The organism is Streptomyces sp. NPDC040589 (assembly GCF_055594445.1).
This window is the reverse complement of sequence record NZ_JBVIWP010000006.1, coordinates 448,397-472,844: the sequence shown is the minus strand read 5'-3', so window position 1 is coordinate 472,844 and position 24,448 is coordinate 448,397. Positions and strand designations below refer to the sequence as shown.

24 protein-coding genes are annotated in these 24,448 nt (G+C 71.6%); 16 read left to right on the top strand and 8 right to left on the bottom strand.

The window, feature by feature from the left end; genetic code table 11:
- Positions 1-5: 5 nt before the first annotated feature.
- On the top strand, positions 6-1,190 hold the full coding sequence (locus ACZ58V_RS28075; protein ID WP_471293274.1) for a hypothetical protein: 1,185 nt from the start codon (positions 6-8) through the stop codon (positions 1,188-1,190).
- Here ACZ58V_RS28075 and ACZ58V_RS28070 read toward each other — a convergent pair.
- Complete coding sequence (locus tag ACZ58V_RS28070) at positions 1,178-1,708, bottom strand: PadR family transcriptional regulator (RefSeq protein ID WP_468193579.1); 531 nt, start codon at positions 1,706-1,708, stop codon at positions 1,178-1,180. The two genes, ACZ58V_RS28075 and ACZ58V_RS28070, sit on opposite strands and share 13 nt — an antisense overlap.
- Positions 1,709-1,845: 137 nt before the next feature.
- Between ACZ58V_RS28070 and ACZ58V_RS28065 the strand changes: the two genes are divergently transcribed.
- Positions 1,846-3,171, top strand: coding sequence for an MATE family efflux transporter (locus ACZ58V_RS28065; protein ID WP_471293271.1), 1,326 nt, complete (start codon positions 1,846-1,848; stop codon positions 3,169-3,171).
- Here ACZ58V_RS28065 and ACZ58V_RS28060 read toward each other — a convergent pair.
- A complete protein-coding gene (locus ACZ58V_RS28060; protein ID WP_471293268.1) occupies positions 3,129-4,367 on the bottom strand; it encodes a glycosyltransferase 87 family protein in 1,239 nt (412 codons plus the stop codon). The two genes, ACZ58V_RS28065 and ACZ58V_RS28060, sit on opposite strands and share 43 nt — an antisense overlap.
- A gap of 119 nt (positions 4,368-4,486) precedes the next feature.
- Here ACZ58V_RS28060 and ACZ58V_RS28055 point away from each other — a divergent pair, with 119 nt between their 5' ends.
- Entirely contained in the window at positions 4,487-5,629 is a 1,143-nt protein-coding gene (locus tag ACZ58V_RS28055) for a glycosyltransferase family 4 protein (protein ID WP_471293265.1), read from the top strand.
- 52 nt (positions 5,630-5,681) lie between these two features.
- Complete coding sequence (locus tag ACZ58V_RS28050) at positions 5,682-7,328, top strand: GMC oxidoreductase (RefSeq protein WP_471293262.1); 1,647 nt, start codon at positions 5,682-5,684, stop codon at positions 7,326-7,328.
- A 13-nt stretch (positions 7,329-7,341) separates the two neighbouring features.
- Here ACZ58V_RS28050 and ACZ58V_RS28045 read toward each other — a convergent pair whose 3' ends face one another.
- A complete protein-coding gene (locus ACZ58V_RS28045; protein WP_471293260.1) occupies positions 7,342-9,138 on the bottom strand; it encodes an AMP-dependent synthetase/ligase in 1,797 nt (598 codons plus the stop codon).
- Between the two features lie 339 nt (positions 9,139-9,477).
- Here ACZ58V_RS28045 and ACZ58V_RS28040 point away from each other — a divergent pair, with 339 nt between their 5' ends.
- The 6 genes from ACZ58V_RS28040 (at position 9,478) to ACZ58V_RS28015 (ending at position 14,503) form a co-directional block, all read left to right on the top strand.
- Positions 9,478-10,233: a metallophosphoesterase family protein gene (locus tag ACZ58V_RS28040; protein ID WP_468193657.1), complete on the top strand. Its 756-nt coding sequence runs from the start codon at positions 9,478-9,480 to the stop codon at positions 10,231-10,233.
- 111 nt (positions 10,234-10,344) lie between these two features.
- Entirely contained in the window at positions 10,345-10,782 is a 438-nt protein-coding gene (locus ACZ58V_RS28035; RefSeq protein WP_468193565.1) for an SRPBCC family protein, read from the top strand.
- A 111-nt stretch (positions 10,783-10,893) separates the two neighbouring features.
- Positions 10,894-12,063, top strand: coding sequence for an ArsA family ATPase (locus tag ACZ58V_RS28030; protein ID WP_471293256.1), 1,170 nt, complete (start codon positions 10,894-10,896; stop codon positions 12,061-12,063).
- Positions 12,064-12,120: 57 nt separating this feature from the next.
- The gene (locus ACZ58V_RS28025; RefSeq protein WP_189729155.1) at positions 12,121-12,621 is read left to right on the top strand and encodes a DUF5304 domain-containing protein; all 501 of its coding nucleotides are present in this window, start codon (positions 12,121-12,123) and stop codon (positions 12,619-12,621) included.
- A gap of 71 nt (positions 12,622-12,692) precedes the next feature.
- Complete coding sequence (locus tag ACZ58V_RS28020) at positions 12,693-13,646, top strand: ROK family glucokinase (RefSeq protein ID WP_215121994.1); 954 nt, start codon at positions 12,693-12,695, stop codon at positions 13,644-13,646.
- A gap of 110 nt (positions 13,647-13,756) precedes the next feature.
- On the top strand, positions 13,757-14,503 hold the full coding sequence (locus ACZ58V_RS28015; RefSeq protein WP_471293252.1) for an endonuclease/exonuclease/phosphatase family protein: 747 nt from the start codon (positions 13,757-13,759) through the stop codon (positions 14,501-14,503).
- Here ACZ58V_RS28015 and ACZ58V_RS28010 read toward each other — a convergent pair.
- Complete coding sequence (locus tag ACZ58V_RS28010) at positions 14,500-15,132, bottom strand: hypothetical protein (protein WP_471293249.1); 633 nt, start codon at positions 15,130-15,132, stop codon at positions 14,500-14,502. The two genes, ACZ58V_RS28015 and ACZ58V_RS28010, sit on opposite strands and share 4 nt — an antisense overlap.
- Entirely contained in the window at positions 15,125-15,922 is a 798-nt protein-coding gene (locus ACZ58V_RS28005; RefSeq protein WP_468193556.1) for an alpha/beta hydrolase, read from the bottom strand. The genes ACZ58V_RS28010 and ACZ58V_RS28005 overlap by 8 nt, the downstream gene beginning before the upstream one ends.
- A gap of 202 nt (positions 15,923-16,124) precedes the next feature.
- On the opposite strand from ACZ58V_RS28005, the gene ACZ58V_RS28000 reads away from it, so the two are divergent.
- Genes ACZ58V_RS28000 through ACZ58V_RS27985 form a run of 4 tightly spaced genes read left to right on the top strand, consistent with a single transcriptional unit; the run spans position 16,125 to position 19,983 of the window.
- Positions 16,125-16,961, top strand: a complete 837-nt coding sequence (locus tag ACZ58V_RS28000) for a lysophospholipid acyltransferase family protein (protein ID WP_471293246.1) — start codon at positions 16,125-16,127, stop codon at positions 16,959-16,961.
- A gap of 28 nt (positions 16,962-16,989) precedes the next feature.
- Positions 16,990-18,216: a MacS family sensor histidine kinase gene (macS, locus tag ACZ58V_RS27995; protein WP_468193553.1), complete on the top strand. Its 1,227-nt coding sequence runs from the start codon at positions 16,990-16,992 to the stop codon at positions 18,214-18,216.
- Positions 18,213-18,902 carry a response regulator gene (locus ACZ58V_RS27990; RefSeq protein ID WP_468193550.1) on the top strand — a complete coding sequence of 230 codons (690 nt, stop codon included), beginning with the start codon at positions 18,213-18,215 and terminating at the stop codon, positions 18,900-18,902. The genes macS and ACZ58V_RS27990 overlap by 4 nt, the downstream gene beginning before the upstream one ends.
- A gap of 52 nt (positions 18,903-18,954) precedes the next feature.
- Entirely contained in the window at positions 18,955-19,983 is a 1,029-nt protein-coding gene (locus ACZ58V_RS27985; protein WP_471293243.1) for a 6-phosphofructokinase, read from the top strand.
- Between the two features lie 39 nt (positions 19,984-20,022).
- Here ACZ58V_RS27985 and ACZ58V_RS27980 read toward each other — a convergent pair whose 3' ends face one another.
- Both ACZ58V_RS27980 and ACZ58V_RS27975 read right to left on the bottom strand, forming a co-directional pair.
- Positions 20,023-21,933 (bottom strand): anthranilate synthase family protein, encoded by a 1,911-nt coding sequence (locus ACZ58V_RS27980; RefSeq protein WP_471293241.1) that lies wholly within the window; start codon positions 21,931-21,933, stop codon positions 20,023-20,025.
- Positions 21,934-22,037: 104 nt separating this feature from the next.
- A complete protein-coding gene (locus tag ACZ58V_RS27975) occupies positions 22,038-22,094 on the bottom strand; it encodes a trp operon leader peptide (protein ID WP_082319877.1) in 57 nt (18 codons plus the stop codon).
- Positions 22,095-22,190: 96 nt separating this feature from the next.
- On the opposite strand from ACZ58V_RS27975, the gene ACZ58V_RS27970 reads away from it, so the two are divergent.
- Together ACZ58V_RS27970 and ACZ58V_RS27965 are read left to right on the top strand one after the other, a co-directional pair.
- Positions 22,191-23,543, top strand: a complete 1,353-nt coding sequence (locus ACZ58V_RS27970; protein WP_382834125.1) for a class II 3-deoxy-7-phosphoheptulonate synthase — start codon at positions 22,191-22,193, stop codon at positions 23,541-23,543.
- Positions 23,544-23,701: 158 nt separating this feature from the next.
- Positions 23,702-23,926 (top strand): (2Fe-2S)-binding protein, encoded by a 225-nt coding sequence (locus ACZ58V_RS27965; RefSeq protein ID WP_468193545.1) that lies wholly within the window; start codon positions 23,702-23,704, stop codon positions 23,924-23,926.
- Positions 23,927-23,949: 23 nt separating this feature from the next.
- On the opposite strand, the gene bfr is transcribed toward ACZ58V_RS27965, so the two are convergent.
- Positions 23,950-24,426 carry a bacterioferritin gene (gene bfr, locus ACZ58V_RS27960; protein ID WP_031107638.1) on the bottom strand — a complete coding sequence of 159 codons (477 nt, stop codon included), beginning with the start codon at positions 24,424-24,426 and terminating at the stop codon, positions 23,950-23,952.
- Positions 24,427-24,448: the final 22 nt, after the last annotated feature.

Sequence of the window (24,448 nt, the reverse complement as noted above, 5' to 3'; positions counted from 1 at the left end):
GGAACGTGGCTGGTCGAAGGTCGGGGTCCGCGGTGGTGGCGCTCGTCGTGTTGCTCGTCGCCCTGGTCGGGTGCGGCGGGCGGTCCGCCGCCGACAGCGCCACGGCCGACGTCCAGCGGCTCCTGGACCGGCGTGCCGCCGCCGTCCTGGACCGCGACGAGCGGGCCTACGAACGGACGGGCACGGGGGTGGATTTCGCCCGTCTGCGCGCGGTGCCCCTGGCCACCTGGTCGTACCGGGTGACCGACGTGCGCCGCACCGGCGACACCGCCACCGCCGACGCCGAACTGCGCTACCGCGTCGCCGGGTACGACCGGGCGCCGGTGACCGCGGGCCGCACCCTGCGGCTGAGCCGGGACGCGGACGGGCGATGGTCCGTCGAAGCGGACCGGCCCGCGAAGAAGTCCGCGCAGCAACTGTGGGACCAAGGCGCGGTGCAGGCCGTCCGGGGCGCCCGCAGCCTCGTCCTCGGCGTCGGGCAGTCCGGACGGTCGCTGCGCGACTTCGCGGAGCTGGCCGACCGTGCGGTGCCCGCCGTGTCGGAGGCCTGGGGCACGGACTGGTCCCGGCACGTCGTCGTGCTCGTGCCGAAGTCACTGGAGGGGATGGCGGGGCTGCTCGGCTCGCCCGCCTCCTCCTACCGGGGGATCGCGGCGGTCACCACCGGAGAGACGGGTGCTCCGGCCCGGGCACCGGCGGACCGGATCATCGTCAACCCGGACGCCTTCACACTCCTCGGCGGCCTCGGCGAGCAGGTCGTCGTCACCCACGAGACCACCCATGTCGCCACCCGCGCCCACACCGGCGCCGCCACCCCCCTCTGGCTGTCCGAGGGGTACGCCGACTGGGTCGGCTACCGCGCCACCGGCCGCATCCCCTCCGAGGCCGCGCCGGAGCTGTCCCGGGCGGTGAGCCAGGGGCAGCTCCCGCAGACGCTGCCGGAGGACAAGGACTTCGGCTTCACCGGCGACGCGAGCCGCCTGGCCCGGGCCTACGAGAGCGGCTGGACGGCGTGCCGGCTGATCGCCGACCGCTGGGGGGAGGCCCGGCTGGGCGCGTTCTACCGGGCCGTCGGGGAGCACCGGAAGCGGGCCGGGGCCGTGGCGGAGGCGATGAGGGACGTGCTGGGGACGACGCCGGAGGCCTTCACGGAGCAGTGGCGGGAGTATCTGCGGGCTCAGCTCGGCTGATCGAGCAGGGCGACGGTCTCGCGCAGCCAGGCTCGTTCCGCCTCGCCCGTCGCTCGCGCGACCCGGAGCACGCCCTGGCGGAACAGGTCGTCCGCCTCCTCGGCACGGACCGGCTTGCCGGACGCGTAGAAGAAGCTCGTCGGGGTCTCCAGGAAGTCCAGCCGGCGGCGCAGCACCGCGGCCTGCTCGTGCCGGTCGGGCAGATGGCGCAGGAACGCCAGGACCGTGTTGAAGCGGACGTGGTCGGTGATCTCGGTCTGCTTCGGCCGGCGCAGCCGCTCCAGCAGTTCCTCGTGGCCCCGGTCGGTGAGGGCGAGGATCCGGCGCGGGGCCGCGCTCGCGCCCGGCTCGGTGTGCTGGTCGAGCAGGCCCGCCCCGACCAGGCGCGTGATCGCCGGGTAGAGCGCGCCGTCGCTCACCGGCCGGACATGACCGGTCAGGGCCTTGATGCGCTCCTTGAGCTCATAGCCGTGCAGGGGCTCCTCGGCCAGGAAGCCCAGGATCGACAGCTCCAGCATGGTCCTCCTCCGGTCCTCCTTGCGGGTGACGTGTGACGCATGCTACCTCTTAACGAGTTACCTCGAATCGAGATAGCTCGTACAGGGGTAGCTCGTATCGAGGGTCATGAGGACTCGGGGTCAGGGGGACAGTCACGGTGAACGCCCATCGCAAGCACCTCCTCCTGCTCGCCGGCCCCGTCTACCTCTCGCTCCTCGCCTCCGTCGCGGCGGGGATCATCAACACCGTCTGGGTCGCGCGGCTGGGCGGTCCGGCCGTGGCCGCCGTGGCCGTGGCGACCAACACGGAGAACGTGCTGCTCGGCATCGCCCTGGTCTTCGGCTCCGGCACGACCGTGCTGGTCGCACATGCCCGGGGCGCCCGCGACCCCATGGCAGTGCGGGCGGCCGTGCGCGGCGGATGGGCGCTGTGGGCGCTCGTCACGCCACTGGTCGTGGCGGGCGGCCTGCTGGGACGCGAACCCCTGGCCCGGCTGGTGCTGGGCGGGGCCGACAGCGCCGCCCTCCCGCTCGCCGTCGCCTACTTCACGCTCTCCCTGCCGGGCATGGCCGTCTTCTTCGCCCAGCAACTCGTCGACGGCCTCCTCAAAGGCACCGGCGACACGAGAACCCCGCTGCGGCTCGCCCTGCTCTCCAACGGCCTGATCCTGGCCCTCGACCCGCTCTTCATCCACCTCTACGGCGTCCAGGGCGCCGCCGCCGCCACGGTGCTGTCCCGGTCCGTGGCGCTCGGGGCGGGACTCGTCGCGGTGCGGCGCAACGCGCTGCTGCGGACGGCACGCGAGGCGGAGGCGGGCGAGTCCCTGGCCGTGTCCCTGCGCCGGACGCTGACGACCGGCCTGCCCATGTCCGCCGACTTCACCGTGCGGCAGACGGGCGCCCTGGTCCTGATCGCGATCGTGGCGCGGCTCGGGGTGACGGCGGTGGCCGCGTATGCGATCGCCTACAAGGTCATGTACGTGGCGACCATGGCCTTCTACGCCGTCCGCCAGGCCGCCGCCATCCACACCGCGCACACCCGAGGCGCGGGGGAGGACGCGCGGCGGGCGATCGGGCAGCAGGCCGTGCTCGTCTCCGGCGCCCTCGGCCTCACCGCGGCCGTACTGCTGGCCGCAGGCGCCCCGTGGCTCATGGCCGCCTTCGGCGCCGGGCCCGGGGTCGCGGGCGAGGGTGTCCTGTTTCTGCGCAGCGTCGGGCCCTATCTGCTGCTGATGGCCTGTCTCATCGCGCTCGGCGGGGTCTTCGAGGGCAGCGGGGGCGCCTCGGTGCTGCTGCGGGTGACCGTGCTCGGGACCGCGGTGCAGCTGGCGCTCGCGTGCAGCCTGACGGGGCTCGGGCTGCCGGGCGTGTGTCTCGCGCTGGCGCTCGCGACGGCGGTGCAGTGCGGGCTGGCGGGGGTGCTGTTCCGGCGGGCCCCGGCTCAGGAGGAGACGGAGGTCTCCCCGGCACGGGCGGCCGGCTGAGACGGCAGGGGAGCGGGGACCGTGCGCGGCACCGTCGCCTTCCACAGGGCGCGGGCCGCGAGGAGGGTGGCGGCCACCAGGAGGCCGTTGCGCAGGAACAGCAGGATGAGGCCGAGGCCGTCGCTGGCCACCACGTTGGCGAAGTAGAGCGGGAACTCCAGCACCGTCACGAAGCACGCCACCAGGACGAGGCCGACCGGCAGCCGCATCCGGCTCCCGGGGAAGCAGAGGCACACCGCGGCCAGCCCGACCAGCCACACCATGTACTGCGGGCTGATCACCCGGCTGGTTGTCGTGAACATCAGCACCGCCACGAAGGCCGCGTCGGCGAGCGTGTGCTCCTCGAAACGCCGGGCCAGCAACCGCCACAGCACCAGCCAGCCGAAAGCCGCCCCCGTCAGGAACAGCGCGCCCGTGCTCACCTCGCTCACATACGGCCCGAGGAACTCGATCGAGCCGTAGTTCAGCCGCACCTCGCCGTTCCAGCCGAAGTGCCGGGCGACATGGAAGACGAGCGCGCCGAGCGACTCCACCTCGGTGCCCCGGTCGCGCTGGAAGGTGAGGAAGGCGAACCCGCCGGGCATGGCCAGGGCGAAGGCGCCCGTCACCGCGATGCCGGTCACCAGGGCCGACACCCAGGCGCTCCGTCGGCGGGCGGCCAGCAGGAGCATCGCCGGCCAGACCTTCAGCAGAGCGCCGAACGCCGCCAGCGCCCCCATCGCCTTCGGGTGCCGGGCCCCGGCGAGCAGCGCGGCCACCGCCACGGCCGTGACCATCACGTCGTAGCGCGAGTACACCGTCGGCCCCAGCAGCGGGACGCCCACGACCCACACCCAGGCACCGCGCAGGGTCCGGCCGGGCCGCCGCCCGGCATACGTCAGCAGGGCCAGGACGGCCAGGTCGGTGACACAGACCAGGACGAAGAACGCGGTCGCGTAGTGCAGGAAGGGCAGCAGCGCGGGGGAGAGGATCGCCAGGGCGGCGGCGGGCGGGTACTGCCAGGTCACGTCGTTCTGAGGGAACGTTCCGGTGCGCAGGACGTCGTACCAGCCCTGGTAGATGACGTGCACGTCGCTCGTCACGTCCGGGCCCGGGAAGACGTACACCTTCATCACGAACAGCAGCAGCGCCAGCCTCGTGAGACACCAGATCACCGGCAGCCATGCCAGGGACCGCCTCGTGCCCGTCGTCTTCACCTGATCCCTGCCCGTCCGCGTGCTCCGTCGATGGGGTCATGATGTCCCGGACAGCTGTGAGCGTGCCATAAGAGCTGCCCCGCACGGCTGTGAGGGTCGGGTTCGGTAGGGTCGGCGGCGTGCGCAAGACCCTGATCGTGACCAACGACTTCCCGCCCCGGCCCGGCGGCATCCAGGCGTTTCTGCACAACATGGCGCTGCGGCTGGATCCGCAGCAGCTGGTCGTCTACGCGTCGACGTGGAAGCGGAGCCGGGAGGGCGTCGAGGCGACCGCCGCCTTCGACGCCGAGCAGCCCTTCACCGTCGTACGGGACCGTACGACCATGCTGCTGCCGACGCCCGCCGTCACCCGGCGTGCCGTCGGGCTGCTGCGGGAGCACGGCTGCACCTCGGTGTGGTTCGGGGCGGCGGCACCGCTCGGCCTGATGGCACCGGCGCTGCGCGGCGCGGGCGCCGAGCGGCTGGTGGCCACCACGCACGGGCACGAGGCCGGCTGGGCCCAGCTGCCCGCGGCCCGGCAGCTGCTGCGCCGGATCGGGGACTCCACGGACACGATCACCTACCTCGGTGAGTACACGCGCTCGCGGATCGCGACCGCGCTGACGCCGGACGCGGCCTCGCGCATGGTGCAGCTGCCGCCGGGCGTCGACGAGAAGACGTTCCATCCCGCCTCGGGCGGCGCCGAGGTGCGGGCCCGGCTGGGGCTCACGGACCGCCCGGTGGTGGTGTGCGTCTCCCGGCTGGTACGGCGCAAGGGCCAGGACACCCTGATCCGGGCCATGCCGCGCATCCTGGCCGCCGAGCCGGACGCCGTGCTGCTGATCGTCGGGGGCGGGCCGTACGAGCGGGACCTGCGGCGACTGTCCCACGAGACGGGTGTCGCCGCCTCCGTCCGCTTCACCGGCGCGGTGCCCTGGGCCGAGCTGCCCGCCCACTACGGCGCCGGCGACGTCTTCGCCATGCCGTGCCGCACCCGCCGGGGTGGCCTCGACGTCGAGGGCCTCGGCATCGTCTACCTGGAGGCCTCGGCGACCGGGCTGCCGGTCGTGGCCGGTGACTCGGGAGGAGCGCCGGACGCGGTCCTGGACGGGGAGACCGGCTGGGTGGTGCGGGGCGGCTCCCCGGCGGAAGCGGCCGACCGCATCGTCACGCTCCTCTCGGACGCCGAACTGCGGCGCCGGATGGGGGGGCGGGGACGGGAGTGGGTGGAGGAGAAGTGGCGCTGGGACCTGCTGGCGGACAAGTTGAAAACTTTGCTGTGAGCGGGGTCCCCGGACCCTAGGCGGAACGTAGAAATCCGCACATGCTGCGCGCATGACAGCAAAACTGATGCAACGTCAGCTGACGAGACGTCACATTCTCGGCATGGTCGCCCTCCAGGCGGCAGCGGCGGCGGGTCTCACCCGTATCGGCCTCCAGTCCGCCACGGCGGCCGAACCGGCCGAACCGGCCGCCGTGGACAACGCGCCCGCCATCGTCGTCGGTTCCGGCTACGGCGGCGCCGTGGCGGCCCTCCGCCTCGGCCAGGCCGGCATCCGCACGCTCGTCCTCGAGATGGGCCGCCTCTGGAACACCCCCGGCGCCGACGGCAAGGTCTTCTGCTCCACCATCGCCCCCGACCGGCGCTCCATGTGGTTCCGCACCCGCACCGAGGCCCCGCTCGCCACGTTCCTCTGGCTCGACCTGGTCAACCGGGACATCAGCGCCTACCCGGGCGTCCTGGACCGGGTGCACTACGACCACATGTCCGTGTACGTGGGACGGGGCGTCGGCGGCGGCTCCCTGGTCAACGGCGGTATGGCGGTGACCCCGCTGCGGTCCTACTTCGCCGAGCAGTTCCCGACCGTGGACACCGCGGAGATGTACGACACGTACTTCCCGCGCGCCCGCTCCATGCTCGGCGTCAACACCATCGACCCGGCCTGGTTCGAGTCCACCGAGTGGTACCGCTTCACCCGGATCTCCCGCACACACGCGGACAACGCCGGGCTGAGGACCACCTTCGTGCCCAACGTCTACGACTTCGGCCACATGGAGCGCGAGGCGGCCGGCACGGCGACCAAGTCCGCTCTCGGGGGTGAGGTCATCTACGGCAACAACCACGGCAAGCGCAGCCTCGACAAGACCTACCTTGCCTCCGCGCTCGGCACCGGGAACGTCACCCTCCACACCATGGAGCGGGTGACGTCGATCAGCAGGGCCGCCGACGGGACGTACGTCCTGAGCGCCGACCGGATCGACGACACCGGCACCGTCGTCGAGACCAAGGAGTACGCCTGCACGTACCTCTTCCTCGGCGGCGGCAGCATCGGCACGACGGAACTCCTGGTCCGCGCCCGGGAGTCGGGCACCCTGCCCGCCCTGGACACGAGCGTCGGCACAGGCTGGGGTACCAACGGCAACGTGATGCTCGGCCGGGCCAACCACCTGTGGGACACGGTGGGCGCGAACCAGTCGACCATGCCGGTCATGGGCATCGACGACTGGGCCAACACCGCCAACCCCGTCTTCGCCGAGATCGCGCCCCTGCCCATGGGGCTCGAGCACTGGGTCAGCCTCTACCTGGCGATCACCAAGAACCCGGAGCGGGCGTCCTTCTCGTACGACTCGGCGAGCGGCGCCGTGCGGCTCGGATGGAGCGCGGCACAGAGCGCCGTGTCGGTGGGCATGGCGAAGAAGCTGTTCGACCGGATCAACAGGGCGAACGCCACGATCTACCGCTACGACCTGTTCGGCTCGCCGAGCAAGGTCTTCGCCGACGACTTCACCTACCACCCGCTGGGCGGCTGCGTACTGGGCCGGGCCACCGACGACTACGGGCGGGTGAAGGGCTACCCCAGGCTGTACGTCACCGACGGCTCGCTGGTGCCCGGGTCCATCGGGGTCAACCCGTTCGTGACCATCACGGCCCTCGCCGAACGCACGATGGCGCGGGTCCTCGCCGAGGACACCGCGCCATGACGCCGCACGCGCACTACTTGGCGTAGATCGCCTCGACCTCGTGCGCGTAGTCCTTCGCCACCACGTTCCGCTTCAGCTTCAGTGAGGGGGTCAGGTGGCCCGACTCCTCCGTGAACTGGGAGGACAGAATGCGGAACTTCCGCACCGATTCCGCCTTCGACACCGCGGCGTTGCCGTCGTCGATCGCCGCCTGGATCGCGGCCAGCAGGTCCGGGTCCTCGCACAGCGACGCCGCGGTGGAACCCGCCGGCTTGCCGTGGTCCGCGCACCAACGGCCCAGGAACTCCTCGTCGATGGTGACAAGCGCGCCCACGAACGGCCGCCCGTCGCCCACCACCATGCACTCCGCCACCAGCGCGTGCGCCCGGATGCGGTCCTCGATCACGGCCGGGGCGACGTTCTTGCCGCCCGCGGTGACGATGATCTCCTTCTTGCGGCCGGTGATCCTGAGGTAGCCGTCCTCGTCGAGGGTGCCGATGTCACCGGTGTGGAACCAGCCGTCGGCCAGCGCCTCCCCGGTCGCGCCGGGGTTGTTCCAGTACTCCTTGAACAGGTGCTCGCCGTGCAGCAGCACCTCGCCGTCGTCGGCGATCCGGACCACCGAGCCGGGCAGCGGCTGACCGACCGTGCCGATCTTCTGCCGGTCCCAGGGGTTGAACGCCGTGGCCGCGCAGGACTCGGTCAGGCCGTAGCCCTCCAGGACCGTGAAGCCGATGCCGCGGAAGAAGTGGCCCAGGCGCTCGCCCAGCGGGGCACCGCCGGAGATGGCGTACTCGCCCCGGCCGCCGAGGACCGCGCGGAGCTTGCTGTACACGAGCTTGTCGAACGCCTTGTGCTTGATCTTCAGGCCGAAGGACGGGCCCGAGGGCGTGTCCAGCGCCTTGCTGTAGGCGATCGCGGTGTCGGCGGCCTTGTCGAAGATCTTGCCCTTGCCGTCGGCCTGCGCCTTGGCGCGCGCCGAGTTGTAGACCTTCTCGAAGACGCGCGGCACCCCGAGGATCAGCGTCGGGCGGAACGAGGCCAGCTCGTCGGTGAGGTTCTTGATGTCCGGGACGCAGCCGAGCTTGATCGGCGCCATCATCGGCGCGATCTGCACCAGCCGCCCGAAGACGTGCGCCAGCGGCAGGAAGAGGAGCACCGAGCACTCGCCCGTGCGGAACAGCGGACGCAGCCGCTCCACGATGTTGCCGCACTCGGCGAAGAAGCTGCGGTGGGTGAGCACACAGCCCTTGGGGCGGCCGGTGGTGCCCGAGGTGTAGACGATGGTCGCCGGGTCGTCGGCCTTGGCGATCGAACCGCGCTCCTCGACCGTCCGGTCGGTGACGTCCTGCCCGAGCCGGCCCAGTTCGTCGAGGCCGCCGCCCTCGATCTGCCACACGTGCTTCAGCGCCGGCAGCCCCTCGCGTACCGACTCGACGGCGGCCGTGTGCGCGTCCGACTCCACGATGCACGCGGTGGCGCCCGAGTCACCGAGGATCCACTGCACCTGCTCCGGCGAACTGGTCTCGTACACCGGCACGGTCACCGCGCCCGCGCTCCAGATCGCGAAGTCCAGCAGCGTCCACTCGTAGCGCGTGCGGGACATCAGGCCGACCCGGTCGCCCGGCTGGACACCGGCGGCGATCAGCCCCTTCGCGGCCGTGTGCACCTCGGCGAGGAAGGCGGTGGCCGTGACGTCCTGCCAGGTACCGCCGATCTTGCGGGCGATGACGGCGACGTCCGGGTGCTGCGCGGCGTTTCTGCGGACGATGTCGGTGAGATTTCCGTCCGCAGGGACCTCGTACAAAGCCGGAAGGCTGAACTCGCGCAAGACTGCTGCTCCTCATAGGGCGCCGGCGCCACGACGGTGTGTGCTGCGACGGTGCGGTCCAAGGCTCGGGCAGGTACTCAGGCATTCACTAGTTGAAATGCAGAGCACGACTGGACGGCCCGGACGTTACCCGCCGGTATGGCTTCTGCGACAGGGGGTCCTGTCGAGATGTTCGCTGCGTCACACACTTGGGTATTCCTTCGCGCACAGTAGTCCACGTACTAACTGACTGGCCAGTAACCGCAGGTAGAGCCGCCACTGTTCACAAAGACAGCGCTCGGCCTACTCTTGATCGCCATGGCACTCACACCAGCCCGAAACCACCGGACGCGCGTGCACGTGGTGAGCGACGTGCACGGCAACGCCCGTGACCTGGCCAGGGCCGGCGAAGGCGCCGACGCCCTGATCTGCCTGGGCGACCTCGTCCTCTTCCTCGACTACGCCGACCACTCGCGCGGCATCTTCCCCGACCTGTTCGGCGTCGAGAACGCCGACCGCATCGTGGCGCTGCGCACCGCCCGCCGCTTCGAGGAGGCGCGGGAGCTCGGGGCCCGGCTGTGGGCCGGGATCGGCGCCGACCGGGCCTCGGTGATCGAGAAGGCGGTGCGCAAGCAGTACGCCGAGATGTTCGCCGCGTTCCCCTCTCCTACGTACGCCACCTACGGCAACGTCGACATGCCGCCGCTGTGGCAGGAGTACGCCGGGCCCGGCACGACCGTCCTCGACGGCGAGCGCGTCGAGATCGGCGGCCGGGTCTTCGGCTTCGTGGGCGGCGGCCTGCGCACGCCGATGCGGACGCCGTACGAGATCAGCGACGAGGAGTACGCGGCGAAGATCGAGGCCCTGGGCGAGGTCGACGTGCTCTGCACACACATCCCGCCCGAGGTTCCCGAGCTGGTCTACGACACCGTCGCCCGCCGCTTCGAGCGGGGCAGCCGCGCCCTGCTGGACGCCATCCACCGCACCCGGCCCCGGTACGCCCTGTTCGGGCACGTCCACCAGCCGCTCACGCGGCGGATGCGGATCGGGGCCACCGAGTGCGTGAACGTGGGGCACTTCGCGGGGACCGGGACGCCCTGGGCGCTGGAATGGTGAGGGCGTCCCAGGTCGGGTGAGATCGGCGGGGCCCGTGCGCGGTAGCCTTCACGCTGCACACACGTGCGCACGACGACGTCTTACCGGCCCGTATCTGGAGGAGCCACGGCGATGGCGGAACACACCAGCTCGAGCATCACGATCGAGGCAGCCCCGGCCGACGTCATGGCGGTCATCTCCGACTTCGCCCGCTATCCGGACTGGACCGGCGAGGTCAAGGAGGCGGAGGTCCTCAAGACCGACGGGCAGGGCCGCGCCGAGCAGGTCCGCCTCGTCATGGACGCGGGTGCGATCAAGGACGACCAGGTGCTCGGGTACACCTGGACCGGTGAGAACGAGGTGTCCTGGACGCTGGTGAAGTCCCAGATGCTGCGGTCTCTGGACGGCTCGTACCTCCTCAAGCCCGCCGGGGCGGGGGGTACGGAGGTCACGTATGCGCTGACCGTGGACGTCAAGATCCCGATGCTGGGGATGATCAAGCGGAAGGCCGAGAAGGTCATCATCGACCGGGCGCTGGCCGGGCTGAAGAAGCGCGTCGAGTCGGCGTAGCCGGTCGGCCGGGGGCCGGTGCGCCGGCTTGCTCGCGCCCACGCGGCGGAGCCGCATGTTCAACACAGCCCCGCGCCCCTGGAAGGGGCGTCTCGGTTACCGTTCCTTCCCATGCGCACCATCCTGATCATGGGCCCCGGCGGTAGCGGGCGTACCACGCTCGCCGCTGCCACCGCGGTCACCGCCGCCCGCGAGGGCACCCGCACCCTCGTCCTCAGCGCCGACCGCACCGACACCCTCGGTGCCGCGCTGGGGAGCGGCACGGGGCCTGAGCCGTTCGAAGTCGCTCCCTGTCTGACGGCCTGGCGGCCCGACCCCGCCCAGGAATTCCGGAAGGACCTCACCGCCCTTCAGGACCGTGCCTCCTCCGCCCTGGATCTCCTCGGCGCCTCGCGGCTGGACCCCGAGGAACTCACCCCGCTGCCCGGCGCGGACGAACTCGCCCTGCTGCGTGCCCTGCGCGACGCGGCCCTGTCGGAGTCGTACGACCTCCTCGTCGTCGACCTGCCGCCGATGCCGCAGGCCCTCGCCCTCCTCGCCCTGCCCGAGGAGCTGCGCCGCTACCTGCGCCGTCTGCTGCCGCCCGAACGGCAGGCCGCCCGTGCCCTGCGTCCCGTCCTGGGACGGCTGGCCGGCGTGCCCATGCCCGCCGAGTGGCTGTACGAGACGGCCGGCCGCTGGGATCTGGAGCTGGCGGCCGTGGAGGCGGTCGTCGCCGACCGCGACACCGTCGTACGGCTGGTCGCGGAGCCCGGCCCGGCCGGTGCCGACGCCGTCCGTTCCGCCGCCCCCGGCCTCGCCCTGCGCGGCCTGCGCACCGACGCCGTGGTCGCCAACCGCGTCCTGCCCGAGGCGTCCCCGGACACCTGGCTCGCCGGGCCGGTCGCCCAGCAGCGCAAGACGCTGGAGGAGTGGCGGGAGGCGTACGACGTGCGCACCGTCGCCCACCTCGGACGCGACCCGCGCGGCGCCGACGACCTCGCCGCCCTCGACGTGCCCGGCGACGAGCACGCCGCCTCCCCGGTCGAATGGCCCGTGACCGACCGGCTGGGCGAGGACGGTGTGCTCGTCTGGCACATCCCGTTGCCCGGCGCCATACGCGAGGAACTGGACCTCGTCCGGCGGGGCGACGAACTGGTCGTCACCGTGGGGCGGTTCCGCCGTGTCGTCCCGCTGCCCTCCGCGCTGCGCCGCTGCACCGTCGACGGGGCCGCCCTGCGCGAGGGCGAGCTGCGCATCCGCTTCGCGCCCGATCCGAAACTGTGGCCGCAGGCCCGGTGAGCGGGGTACGCCCGTTCGGGTAACGTCGTAGAGACGAACCGTAGTCAGGAGTCCGTCATGAGCGAAGAGCTCCCCCCGTCCGACGCCGCCCGCGAAGAGGCCGTGGACGAGGTACGGGCGACCGACGCCGACGCCTGGGCGACCGCGTGCGCCGAGGACCTCGAGGCGGAGAAGGCCCGCCGCCGCGCCGAGTACGGCCCGCCCCCGGGCTCCGCGGCCGAGGAACTGAAGAAGCTCGTCGACGCCGTCGCGGACAAGCTGTCCGGCCTCGAGTCCCCGCTGTTCGGCGCGGTCGCCGGGCCCGCGGCCCAGCAGGTGGTCCGGCAGGTCGTCCAGCAGGCCAAGGACGCCGTGGAACCCGTCATCGAGCGCAACCCGGACGTCTTCGACCACCTGGCGGCGGCCGGGAACGAACTGCTCGCCGCCTACCGCTCCGCCGTCCAGGCCCAGGAGCGGCGCTGGACCGGCCGCGACGACGACACCGATCCTCGTGACCTGGACGAACGCCGTGACCGGGGCGACGACGACGGCCCCGGAGAGCGCATCGACCTGGACTGAGCCCCCGGCCGGGCCCCCGGCCTCTCGGGTACCGTTGGCCGTAGCGGGGCTCGACCGAAACTGAGGGATTCATGGGACTCACCATCGGCGTCGATATCGGCGGCACGAAGATCGCGGCCGGCGTGGTCGATGAGGAAGGCAACATCCTCTCGACCCACAAGGTGCCGACCCCGGGCACGGCCGAGGGCATCGTGGACGCCATCGCCTCGGCGGTGGAAGGCGCCCGCGTCGGGCACGACATCGTCGGCGTGGGCATCGGCGCCGCCGGCTATGTGAACCGGCAGCGCTCCGAGGTCTACTTCGCGCCCAACATCCACTGGCGCAACGAGCCGCTCAAGGAGAAGGTCGAGGCCCGTGTGGGCCTTCCGGTGGTCGTCGAGAACGACGCGAACGCCGCGGCGTGGGGCGAGTACAAGTTCGGCGGGGGCAAGGGCCACCGCAACGTCATCTGCATCACCCTGGGCACCGGCCTCGGCGGCGGCATCATCATCGGCAACAAGCTGCGCCGCGGGCACTTCGGCGTGGCCGCCGAGTTCGGCCACATCCGCATGGTGCCGGACGGCCTGCTGTGCGGCTGCGGCTCGCAGGGCTGCTGGGAGCAGTACGCCTCGGGGCGCGCGCTCGTCCGGTACGCCAAGCAGCGCGCCAACGCCACCCCGGAGAACGCCGAGATCCTGCTCGGCCTCGGCAACGGCACGCCCGAGGGCATCGAGGGCAAGCACATCTCCATGGCCGCCCGCCAGGGCGACCGCGTGGCCGTCGACTCCTACCGCGAGCTGGCCCGCTGGGTCGGCGCGGGTCTCGCCGACCTCGCCTCCCTCTTCGACCCCTCCGCGTTCATCGTGGGCGGCGGCCTCTCCGACGAGGGCGAACTGGTCCTCGGCCCGATCCGCAAGTCCTACAAACGCTGGCTGGTCGGCGGCAACTGGCGCCCGGTGGCGGAGGTAAGAGCGGCAGAACTGGGCAACAAGGCAGGCCTGGTGGGAGCAGCGGACCTGGCGAGGGAACCCGACCCGATCATGTAACGCCCTGCTTTTCGCTTTTCAGGGGCGCGGGGAACTGCGCGATCAGCCACATACGACCGGCACTCGCGCACAACCCTCGCGCCCCGACCCATTGGGCGTAAATTGCTCACATGGCGCCGCTCCCCAAGTCCGGGACCGAACCCGACGGTTCCGCAGTCATCAGGGTCCTCAGCTACAACATCCGCTCGATGCGCGACGACACAGCCGCCCTGGCCCGCGTCATCAGGGCATGCGAGCCCGACCTGGTCCTCGTCCAAGAAGCCCCCCGCTTCTTCCGCTGGCGCAAGAAACTCGCCCGCCTGGCCCGCGCGGCCGACCTCGTCGTCCTCACCGGCGGCGCCACCGCCGCGGGCCCGGCGATCCTCTGCTCGCTCCGGGCGACGGTCGAGCGCACGGAGGACGTCCTCCTGCCCCTCACCCCCGGCCTGCACCGCCGCGGCTTCGCCACCGCCGTCGTCCGGTTCGCCGGCACCCGGCTCGGCGTCCTGTGCTGCCATCTCTCGCTGCAGAAGGACGAGCGCTACGAGCAGGGCGGCATGCTCCTCGACCGGCTCGCCGGGCTGGGCGTGGAGCACGCGATCGCCGGCGGCGACCTGAACGAACGCCCCGACGGGCGCACCTTCCGCCGGCTGACCGACGGTCTCACCGACTGCCGCTCCGCCGCGCCCTGGGGCGGCGAGCACACCTGGACCCCCGCCGACCCCTACCAGCGCATCGACGCGATCTTCGCGACCAAGGGCATCGAGGTGCTGGGCTGCGGCGTGCCGACCGGGCTCCCGGGGGTGACCGGGGCAGACCTGAGGGCGGCCACGGACCACCTCCCGGTCCTGGCCGCCCTCAGGGTGCCGGCAAGCTAGACGACCGCCCCGCGCCCCGGATCCTCGTCGTCCTCGTCGTCCGTCCGCATCCGCATCACCAGCGTCGCGAACCCGCCGAGGAACCCGCCGATCCCCGCCGTGGCCAGCCACCACGTCATCTCCCAGCCGAGCACCACGGCCAGCAGCAGCAGGACCGGCCCGCCGAGCACGCCCAGCCAGGCGAACTTCGCGGTGACGTCGGCCGCCGGCAGCGGGGGCGGCTCCGGCGGCACGAAGTGGCCTTCGTCGTCCTCGTCGAAGTCCTCCTCGGCGGGCTCGGGCGCGGAGTAGTCGCGCGGGCCGACGCCGGGCGCGAAGGAGACGGAGCCGCCCAGCGGCGTGGCCGGGGCGGCCGGCTTGGCCGGCTTGTCCCCGGGCTTCGCGGCCTCCTCGGGCTCGGCGGACTTCGCCGCCTCCCCGGACGCCCCGGCCGTGTCCACCCGGTCGTCGTTGGTCCCGGTCTCCAGCAGGGCCAGGTCCTCGATCGACTTGAACGGCTTGGCGCCCGGCGGGTCCGGCGGCTCCTCGCCGTACGCGGCGACGATCGCGGCCCAGGCGGCCTCCTCGTCGAACGGCACGCCCTGCTCGTCCGGCTCGCGGTCCTCGCGGTCCGAGTCGTGCTCAGCCACCTGCGGTCGTCCCTTCCTTGCCGAGACCGGGCTCCTTGCCGAGGCCGGACGCGAGCCGGCCGATGAACTCGACGCTCTCCTCGAAGATCCGGTCCGCGTCATGGTCCAACGTGGCGACGTGGTAGCTCTGTTCCAGGATGACCTCTTTCACATCCGTCGAGGAGATGCGGCTGAGGATGCGGGCGGAGTCGGCGGGCGGCACCACATGGTCCTGCGGGCTGCGCAGCAGCAGCACCGGCTGCGTGACCTGCGGCAGCTCGCCGTCGGTGATCTGGAAGAACTGGCGCAGGGAGTGTGCCGCGTGCAGCGGGACCCGGTCGTAGCCGAGCTCCCGGCTGTCCGGCTTGGCGATGTCGCTGGCGATGCCCTTCGTCGCGGGGACGAGGTGGCGGACCACCGGGAGCGCGTGCGCCGCCAGGCCGTGCACCTTGTTCGCGGGGTTGACGACCACCACGCCGCTGACGGCGTCGCCGTGCTTCGCGGCGAGGCGCAGGGCCAGGGCGCCGCCCATGGACAGACCGGCCACGAACACCTGCTCACGGCGCTCGCACAGGAGGCGCAGCTCGCGGTCCACCTCCGCGTACCAGTCCTGCCAGCCGGTGATCCGCAGGTCCTCCCAGCGGGTGCCGTGCCCGGGCAGCAGTGGCAGGGAGACGGTCAGGCCGCGCTCGGCGAGGTGCTCCGCCCAGGGGCGCAGCGACTGCGGTGATCCGGTGAAACCGTGGCAGAGGAGGACGGCGACCTCCCCGCCCTCGTGGCGAAACGGCTCGGCTCCGGAAAGGACCGGCACCTTCGGCCTCCTGGTCGTGAGAAGGGACTGACACGATCACGGGATGTCACGGAACGTCATGGAAGGGGTCGCACGTCGTTCGCGGGACCTTCACCGTACGCGACCGCACTGACACCGACCAGGGCCGTCGGCGCCTTTGACAGCACTCCGGGTTAAGGTCTGACCGACACATACAGGAGGCACTCGGTTGTTGTACGGCGCGATGAAGGTCGCTGTTGGGGGACCGCTGAAGGTCGCCTTCAGGCCCTGGGTGGAAGGCCTGGAGAACGTTCCCGCAGAGGGCGCCGCGATCCTGGCGAGCAACCACCTGTCCTTCTCGGACTCGTTCTTCCTGCCCGCGGTCCTGGACCGCAAGGTCACGTTCATCGCGAAGGCGGAGTACTTCACCACGCCCGGGGTGAAGGGCCGGATGACGGCCGCCTTCTTCAAGGGCGTCGGCCAGCTGCCCGTGGACCGCTCCGGTGCGCGCGGCGCGGGTGAGGCCGCGATCAAGAGCGGCATAGAGGTGCTGGAGCGCGGCGAGCTGTTCGGTATCTACCCGGAGGGCACGCGCTCGCCCGACGGGCGGCTCTACCGGGGCAAGCCGGGCGGCCTCGCGCGCGTGGCCCTCGCCACCGGCGCCCCCGTCCTCCCCGTCGCGATGATCGACACGGAGAAGATCCAGCCGCCCGGCAAGGTCATGCCGAAGCTGATGCGCCCGGGGATCCGGATCGGCAAGCCCCTGGACTTCAGCCGCTACCAGGGCATGGAGCACGACCGTTTCGTGCTGCGCGCGGTGACCGACGAGGTCATGTACGAGATCATGAAGCTCTCCGGCCAGGAGTACGTCGACATGTACGCGACGGCCATGAAGCGGCAGATCGCGGACGCGGCGAAGGCGGACAAGGAAGCCGAGAAGGCGGCGAAGGCCGCACTCGCGCGGGCGGAGAAGGAACAGGCCGCGAAGGAAAAGGCCGAGCGGGACCAGGCCGAGAAGGACCAGGCCGACAAGGACCAGGCCGAGAAGGACCGGACGGAGCAGCGGCGGACCGAGCCCTAGTCGGGGCTCGAAGCCGGGGGGCGGGGAGATGGCCAAGCGCGAGCGCGTCATGAGGATGTCGGTCGAGCAGCCGCTGTGGCGTGCGTTGTCCGGCTACCGGGTGCTCACGATGCTGTACGCGGTCGGCCTGTTCGCCACCGCCTACGAAGAGTTCGCCCGCCCCTGGATCGCCGTCGCCTACTACGCCGTGCTGGGCGTGTGGACCCTGGCCACCCTGCCCCGGGTCGCGAACGCCGCCGGCTGCACCAAGCGGTTCCTCGCCGCCGACCTCACCATCGCGATCGCCGGCATCCTGCTCACGCCCGTCGCCGACGCCCACGAGCGGGTCCAGGCCGGTGGCCCGACCCTGCCGTCGATCTGGACCGCCGGAGCGGTCCTCGCCTTCGCCGTCAAGGGCGGCTGGCGCTGGGCGGCCCTCGCCTCCGGCCTCGTGGCCGTCGCCAACCTGGTCGAACGCGGCACCCCGGCCCGCGACACCGTCCACAACGTCATCCTCGTCTGCATCGCCTCCATCGCCATCGGCTACGTCGTCGAGGTCGCCCGCGCCTCAGAGCGCACCCTCGCCCGCGCCCTGGAGATCGAGGCCGCCACCAGGGAGCGGGAGCGGCTCGCCCGCGACATCCACGACAGCGTGCTCCAGGTTCTGGCGATGGTGCAGCGGCGCGGGGCGGTGATCGGCGGCGAGGCGGCCGAGCTGGGCCGGATGGCCGGCGAGCAGGAGGTCGCCCTGCGCACCCTGGTCTCCGGCGGGCTCGTGCCCGTCTCCCGGGTCTCGGAGGACGCCGCCGAGGGCGCGGTCGTCCGGTCCGTCGACGAGGAGCCGCGGCAGAGCGGCCCTGTCGACCTGCGCGCCCTGCTCGCGCCCTACGCAGGGGCCAAGGTCAGCCTCGCCGAGCCCGGCGCGCCCGTGCCGCTGGCCCCGGTCGCCGCCCGCGAGGTGGCCGCGGCCGTCGGGGCCGCCCTGGACAATGTCCGCAGGCACGCCGGGGAGCAGGCGCGCGCGTGGATCCTGGTCGAGGACGAGCCGGACGAGGTGATCGTCACCGTCCGGGACGACGGACCCGGCATCCCGCAGGGCCGGCTGGCCCAGGCCGAGGGCGAGGGGCGGCTCGGCGTCGCCCTGTCGATCCGCGGCCGGCTGCGCGACCTCGGCGGCAGCGCGGAACTGATCTCGGTGCCGGGCCAGGGCACGGAGGTCGAGCTGAAGGTACCGAAGGACGTGACGGACGCACGGGGGAAGGCGGAGCAGCGATGACGGAGAGCAGTGCGGACCGGCGGGACCCGATCAAGGTCATGGTGGTCGACGACCACCCCATGTGGCGCGACGCCGTCGCCCGTGACCTGGCCGAGTCGGGCTTCGAGGTGGTCGCCACCGCGAGCGACGGCGACCAGGCCGTGCGCCGCGCCAAGGCCGCCGCACCCGACGTCCTCGTGCTGGACCTGAACCTGCCCGCCAAGCCCGGCGTCCAGGTCTGCAAGGAGGTCGTCGCCGCCAACCCCGCGCTGCGCGTCCTCGTGCTGTCCGCCAGCGGTGAGCACGCCGACGTCCTGGAGGCCGTGAAGTCCGGCGCGACCGGCTATCTGCTGAAGTCGGCCTCCACCGGGGAACTCCAGGACGCGGTGCGCCGCACGGCCGTCGGCGACCCGGTCTTCACCCCCGGCCTCGCCGGACTGGTCCTCGGCGAGTACCGCCGCCTGGCCTCCGAACCCGCCCCCGCCCAGGACACCGACGAACCGAAGGCGCCCCGGCTCACCGACCGCGAGACCGAGGTGCTGCGCCTGGTCGCCAAGGGCCTGAGCTACAAGCAGATCGCCGAACGCCTGGTCATCTCCCACCGCACGGTGCAGAACCACGTCCAGAACACCCTCGGCAAGCTCCAGTTGCACAACCGCGTGGAGCTGGTCAGGTACGCGATAGAACGCGGCCTCGACGACGAGTGAGACCCGCGCCACACTGACCCTTCGTCAGGCACCTGCTGCGAAGGGACATTCCATGCGGGTCGGAGTACTGACCGGAGGCGGCGACTGCCCCGGGCTCAACGCCGTCATCCGGGCGATCGTCCGCAAGGGCGTGCAGGAGTACGGCTACGACTTCACCGGCTTCCGGGACGGCTGGCGCGGTCCCCTGGAAGGCGACACCGTCCGTCTCGACATCCCCGCCGTGCGCGGCATCCTGCCCCGCGGCGGCACCGTCCTCGGCTCCTCGCGGACCAACCCGCTCAAGGAGGAGGACGGCATTCGCCGTATCAAGGAGAACCTCGCCGCGATGGAGGTCGAGGCGCTCATCGCCATCGGCGGCGAGGACACCCTGGGCGTGGCCGCCCGGCTGTCCGACGAGCACGGCGTGCCCTGCGTCGGCGTCCCGAAGACCATCGACAACGACCTGTCCGCCACCGACTACACCTTCGGCTTCGACACCGCGGTCGGCATCGCGACCGAGGCGATCGACCGGCTGCACACCACCGCCGAGTCCCATATGCGGGTCCTGGTCGTCGAGGTGATGGGCCGGCACGCCGGCTGGATCGCCCTCCACTCGGGCCTGGCCGGCGGCGCGAACGCCATCCTCATCCCCGAGCAGCGCTTCGACGTCGAGCAGGTCTGCGCCTGGGTGACGTCCCGCTTCAAGGCGTCCTACGCGCCGATCGTCGTCATCGCCGAAGGGGCGATGCCGAAGGACGGCGACATGGTCCTCAAGGACCAGTCGCTGGACTCCTTCGGGCACGTCCGCCTCTCCGGCGTCGGCGAGTGGCTGGCCAAGCAGATCGAGAAGCGCACAGGCAAGGAGGCCCGCACCACGGTCCTGGGCCACGTCCAGCGCGGCGGCACCCCCAGCGCCTTCGACCGCTGGCTCGCCACCCGCTTCGGCCTGCACGCCATCGACTGCGTCCGCGACGGCGACTTCGGCACGATGGTCGCCCTGCGCGGCACCGACATCGTCCGGGTCCCGATCGCCGACGCGACGGCCCGCCTGAAGACGGTGGACCCCACGCTGTACGAGGAGGTCGGCGTCTTCTTCGGCTGACCGGGACACGGACGTCCGGGGGCGCCGGCCCCCGGACGGCTACACGGTCGTGTTGCGCAGCTGCCCCACCAGCTCCCGCACGACCGCCGCGCCGTTCAGCGTCAGGACCGACTCCGGATGGAACTGCACACCGGCGAACCCGGGCCCGCGCATCGCGTGCACCTCGCCGTTCGCGGCCCGGCTGACCTCGACGCCGTGCGCGGCCAGCTCCTGGTGGGCCTCTTCGTCGCAGCGCGCCACGAAGCTGTTGTAGAAGCCGACGGTCTCACGCCGCCCGAACAGCTCGATCTCCGTCTGCGCGCCCTGGTACGGCACGTCCTTCCGCACGATCTCCAGCCCCAGCTCGGCCGCGATCAGCTCGTGCCCGAGGCAGACACCGAGCACGCCGTGCGGATGGCTGCGGACGACCTCCGCCGTGAGGTTCCGCAGGATCCGCATCTTGGGGTCGGTGAGATCGGCGGGGTCCCCGGGACCCGGGCCGAGCACCACCGGCCCCTCGTGCGCGAGCACCGCCTCCCGCAGCCCCGCCTCGTCGTACCGCCGGACGGTCACCTCCAGACCGTTGGACCGCAGCACATGCGCGAGCATCGCCGTGAAAGTGTCCTCGCCGTCGACGACCAGGGCGTGTCCGGCGAGCCCCTCGGACCGCTCCTGCATCCGCAGCCAGAACGGCGCCAGCGACGCCCGGCGCCCGTCGAGCGCGGCACGCACGCGTGGATCGTCGGCGAGCTTCGGCCGCGCGGACTCCGCACGCGGCCTGCCCGGACGTACGCCCAGGGCCGTCAGCACGCCCGCCGCCTTCGCGTGCGTCTCCGCGACCTCACTCTCCGGGTCCGACCCGCGCACGAGCGTGGCACCCACCGGCACCCGCAGCCCGCCGTCCGCGTCGATGTCGGCGGTACGGATGAGGATGGGGGAGTCGAGGGTCTGCGCCCCGCCGGAATCCCGCCCGAGCAGGGCCAGCGCCCCGGCGTAGTAGCCACGCCCCCCGACCTCGTGCCGCTCGATCACCCGGCAGGCGTTCTGCACCGGCGAGCCGGTGACGGTCGCCGCGAACATGGTCTCCCTCAGCACCTCCCGTACATCCAGCGAGGACTTCCCGCGCAGCTCGTACTCGGTGTGCGCGAGGTGCGCCATCTCCTTCAGCCGCGGCCCGACCACGACCCCGCCCATGTCGCCGACGGTGCACATCATCTTGAGCTCCTCGTCGACGACCATCGACAGCTCCTCGATCTCCTTGCCGTCGGCGAGGAAGCCGAGCAGATGCTCGGGGGTCGGCCCCTCGGCGGGGTAGCGGTAGGTGCCGCTGATCGGGTTCATGACGACCGTGCCGCCGGACATCCGGACGTGCACCTCCGGGCTCGCCCCGACCAGCGTCCGCCCACCCGTCTCCCGCCCCCGCCCTTCCGAGGAAGGCCCTTCGGGCCCTTCTTGATTTCCGGTGTGCACGACGAACGTCCAGTACGCGCCCCGCTCGCCCTCCAGCAGCCGCCGGAACAGCGCCAGCGCGTCGGCCCGGCAGAACCCGGGAATCTCGCCCTCGTACGTCCGCCGGATCACGAAGTTGGCGCCCTCGCCCCGCCCGATCTCCTCCCGCAGCACACGCCCGACGATCTCCGCGTACTCCCCGTCGCCGACGTCGAAGCCGCCGCCCTCGACCCGCACGTCATGCCCCGGGAGCTGGTCCAGGGCGTCGGCCAGCGGGATCTCGTACGAGTCCTCGGGCGTCAGCACCACCAGGGGCGTGCCGTCGTCGCGGACGTCGAAGCCGCGCTCGCGGATCTGCCGGAAAGGGACGAGCGCGAGGCCCTCGTCGGGGAGATCGGCGAGACGGTCGTACGTGGCGACCGGGCCGATCAGGACCTCGACCTGCTCGCGGTCCTGGCCCGGGGTGCGGCGGCGCAGCAGCGCGAAGGGGCGCGGATCGTGAAGGAGCTGTGCCAGGTCCATGGTTCCTCTTCCGTCGATGTCGATCGATGTCGGTGAGGAACGGACCCCGGAAACGCCGAAGGCCGCCCCTCGGGCGGCCTTCGCGAAGTCAGTCGTACGCGCAGTCAGTGGGCCGCCGGATGAGCGGTCCACCACCAGGTCTGGATCGAATGCGCGAACATGCGACGCACCTTACCCCATGTCCGAGGGGTGTACTCGGTGTCTCAATTGCTGGGCATGGGTCAGGACGCCCGACACGACCCCGTAATGTTGAGGTCGTGACCGTGAACGCTAAGACCAGCGCGAGTGCTGGCAACACCTGGCGAGACCTGCCCGCGGCGCAGCAGCCCGAGTACCCCGACACCGAGGCTCTGCGCGCAGTCGTTGCGGACCTCGAGTCGTATCCGCCGCTCGTCTTCGCGGGCGAGTGCGACCAGCTGCGCGCCCGGATGGCGTCCGTCGCCAAGGGAGAGGCGTTCCTCCTCCAGGGCGGCGACTGCGCCGAGGCCTTCGACGCCGTGTCGGCCGACCACATCCGCAACAAGCTGAAGACGCTGCTCCAGATGGGCGCCGTGCTCACGTACGCCGCGTCCGTGCCCGTGGTGAAGGTCGGCCGCATCGCCGGCCAGTACTCCAAGCCGCGCTCCAAGGGCACCGAGACCCGCGACGGCGTGACCCTGCCGACCTACCGCGGCGACTCGGTCAACGGCTTCGACTTCAACGAGGCCGCCCGCATCCCGGACCCCGAGCGCCTGAAGCGGATGTACCACGCGTCCGCCTCCACGCTGAACCTGGTGCGCGCCTTCACCACCGGCGGCTACGCCGACCTGCGCCAGGTGCACGCCTGGAACCAGGACTTCGTGAAGTCGTCCCCCTCGGGACAGCGCTACGAGCAGCTGGCGCGCGAGATCGACAACGCGCTGAACTTCATGCACGCCTGCGGGGCCGACCCGGAGGAGTTCAAGACGGTCGAGTTCTACGCCTCGCACGAGGCGCTGCTGCTCGACTACGAGTCCGCCCTGACCCGGGTCGACTCGCGCACCGGGCAGCTGTACGACGTCTCCGGGCACATGGTGTGGATCGGTGAGCGCACCCGGCAGCTGGACCACGCGCATGTCGAGTTCGCCTCGAAGATCCGCAACCCGATCGGCATCAAGCTGGGCCCGACGACCACGGCCGAGGACGCGCTGCAGTACATCGAGCGCCTCGACCCGGAGCGTGAGCCGGGCCGGCTGACCTTCATCGTCCGCATGGGCGCCGACAAGGTCAGGGACAAGCTCCCCGAGCTGGTCGAGAAGGTCACCGCCTCGGGCGCCACCGTGGCCTGGGTGACCGACCCGATGCACGGCAACACCTTCGAGGCGGCCTCCGGGCACAAGACCCGCCGCTTCGACGACGTGCTCGACGAGGTCAAGGGCTTCTTCGAGGTCCACAAGGCGCTCGGCACCCACCCGGGCGGCATCCACGTGGAGCTGACCGGCGACGACGTCACCGAGTGCGTGGGCGGCGGCGACGAGATCTTCGTCGACGATCTGCACCAGCGCTACGAGACGGCCTGCGACCCGCGGCTCAACCGCAGCCAGTCGCTCGACCTGGCGTTCCTCGTGGCCGAGATGTACAGGGACCAGTAACGGGATCGCCTGTTACCCGGACATGGACTGGGGCGCGGATCACACGATCCGCGCCCCTCTCCACTTTTGTGGCTCTCACCCGGCGGGTAAGGTTAGGTTAGCCTCACCGATCAACGGGACGGCACCAGGAAACGAGACCCCGCCGGGAGGTGAGCCGCGTGTACATCTGCAGTTGCTTCGGGATCACCGAGCAGCAGGTCAAACAGCACGCGGACAGCGGCGCCTGCACCCCCCGCCAGATAGCCTCCGCCTGCAAGGCGGGCACGGACTGCGGGTCGTGCGTACGACGTATCCAGGCGCTCCTCGGCAGGGGAGCGTGCCCTCGCCGCGACCTGGCCGACCAGGGCGAGCCGGTGCTCTCGGAGCTGGAAGACGCCGCCTAGGCAGGCCCCAGGCCGGACACTGCCTAGCTCGGCTGCTCGATCTGCTGCGCGATGTACAGCGCCTCGCCGAGCTTCTCGATGAGTTCGAGCTGCGTGTCCAGATAGTCGATGTGGTGCTCCTCGTCCTCGAGGATCGACTCGAAGAGGTTCGCGGACGTGATGTCGCCCTTGGTGCGCATCACCTCGATACCCCGCTTGAGACGGTCGATCGCCTCGACCTCGACCTGCCGGTCGGCCTGGAACATCTCGGTGACCGTCTGGCCCACCCGGACATGGAAGAGCCGCTGGTAGTTGGGCAGGCCGTCCAGCATGAGGATGCGCTCGGTGATCTTGTCCGCGTGCTTCATCTCATCGATGGACTCTTCACGCGTGTACTTGGCGAGCTTGGTCCAGCCTTTGTTGTCCTGGATCCGGTAGTGCAGCCAGTACTGGTTGATCGCCGTCAGCTCGCCGGTCAACTGCTCGTTCAGGAATTCGAGGACCTCGGGGTCGCCCTGCATCGCAGAGGCTCCTTCCACGCGT

Coding starts and splice junctions, on each gene's coding strand:
- macS (WP_468193553.1), top strand. CDS start 16,990: ATGGCCAAGCGCGAGCGCGTCATGAGGATGTCGGTCGAGCAGCCGCTG.
- ACZ58V_RS28000 (WP_471293246.1), top strand. CDS start 16,125: ATGAAGGTCGCTGTTGGGGGACCGCTGAAGGTCGCCTTCAGGCCCTGG.
- ACZ58V_RS27980 (WP_471293241.1), bottom strand. CDS start 21,933: ATGGACCTGGCACAGCTCCTTCACGATCCGCGCCCCTTCGCGCTGCTG.
- ACZ58V_RS28020 (WP_215121994.1), top strand. CDS start 12,693: ATGGGACTCACCATCGGCGTCGATATCGGCGGCACGAAGATCGCGGCC.
- ACZ58V_RS27990 (WP_468193550.1), top strand. CDS start 18,213: ATGACGGAGAGCAGTGCGGACCGGCGGGACCCGATCAAGGTCATGGTG.
- ACZ58V_RS28030 (WP_471293256.1), top strand. CDS start 10,894: ATGCGCACCATCCTGATCATGGGCCCCGGCGGTAGCGGGCGTACCACG.
- ACZ58V_RS28070 (WP_468193579.1), bottom strand. CDS start 1,708: ATGCTGGAGCTGTCGATCCTGGGCTTCCTGGCCGAGGAGCCCCTGCAC.
- ACZ58V_RS28050 (WP_471293262.1), top strand. CDS start 5,682: ATGACAGCAAAACTGATGCAACGTCAGCTGACGAGACGTCACATTCTC.
- ACZ58V_RS27985 (WP_471293243.1), top strand. CDS start 18,955: ATGCGGGTCGGAGTACTGACCGGAGGCGGCGACTGCCCCGGGCTCAAC.
- bfr (WP_031107638.1), bottom strand. CDS start 24,426: ATGCAGGGCGACCCCGAGGTCCTCGAATTCCTGAACGAGCAGTTGACC.
- ACZ58V_RS28015 (WP_471293252.1), top strand. CDS start 13,757: ATGGCGCCGCTCCCCAAGTCCGGGACCGAACCCGACGGTTCCGCAGTC.
- ACZ58V_RS28035 (WP_468193565.1), top strand. CDS start 10,345: ATGGCGGAACACACCAGCTCGAGCATCACGATCGAGGCAGCCCCGGCC.
- ACZ58V_RS28025 (WP_189729155.1), top strand. CDS start 12,121: ATGAGCGAAGAGCTCCCCCCGTCCGACGCCGCCCGCGAAGAGGCCGTG.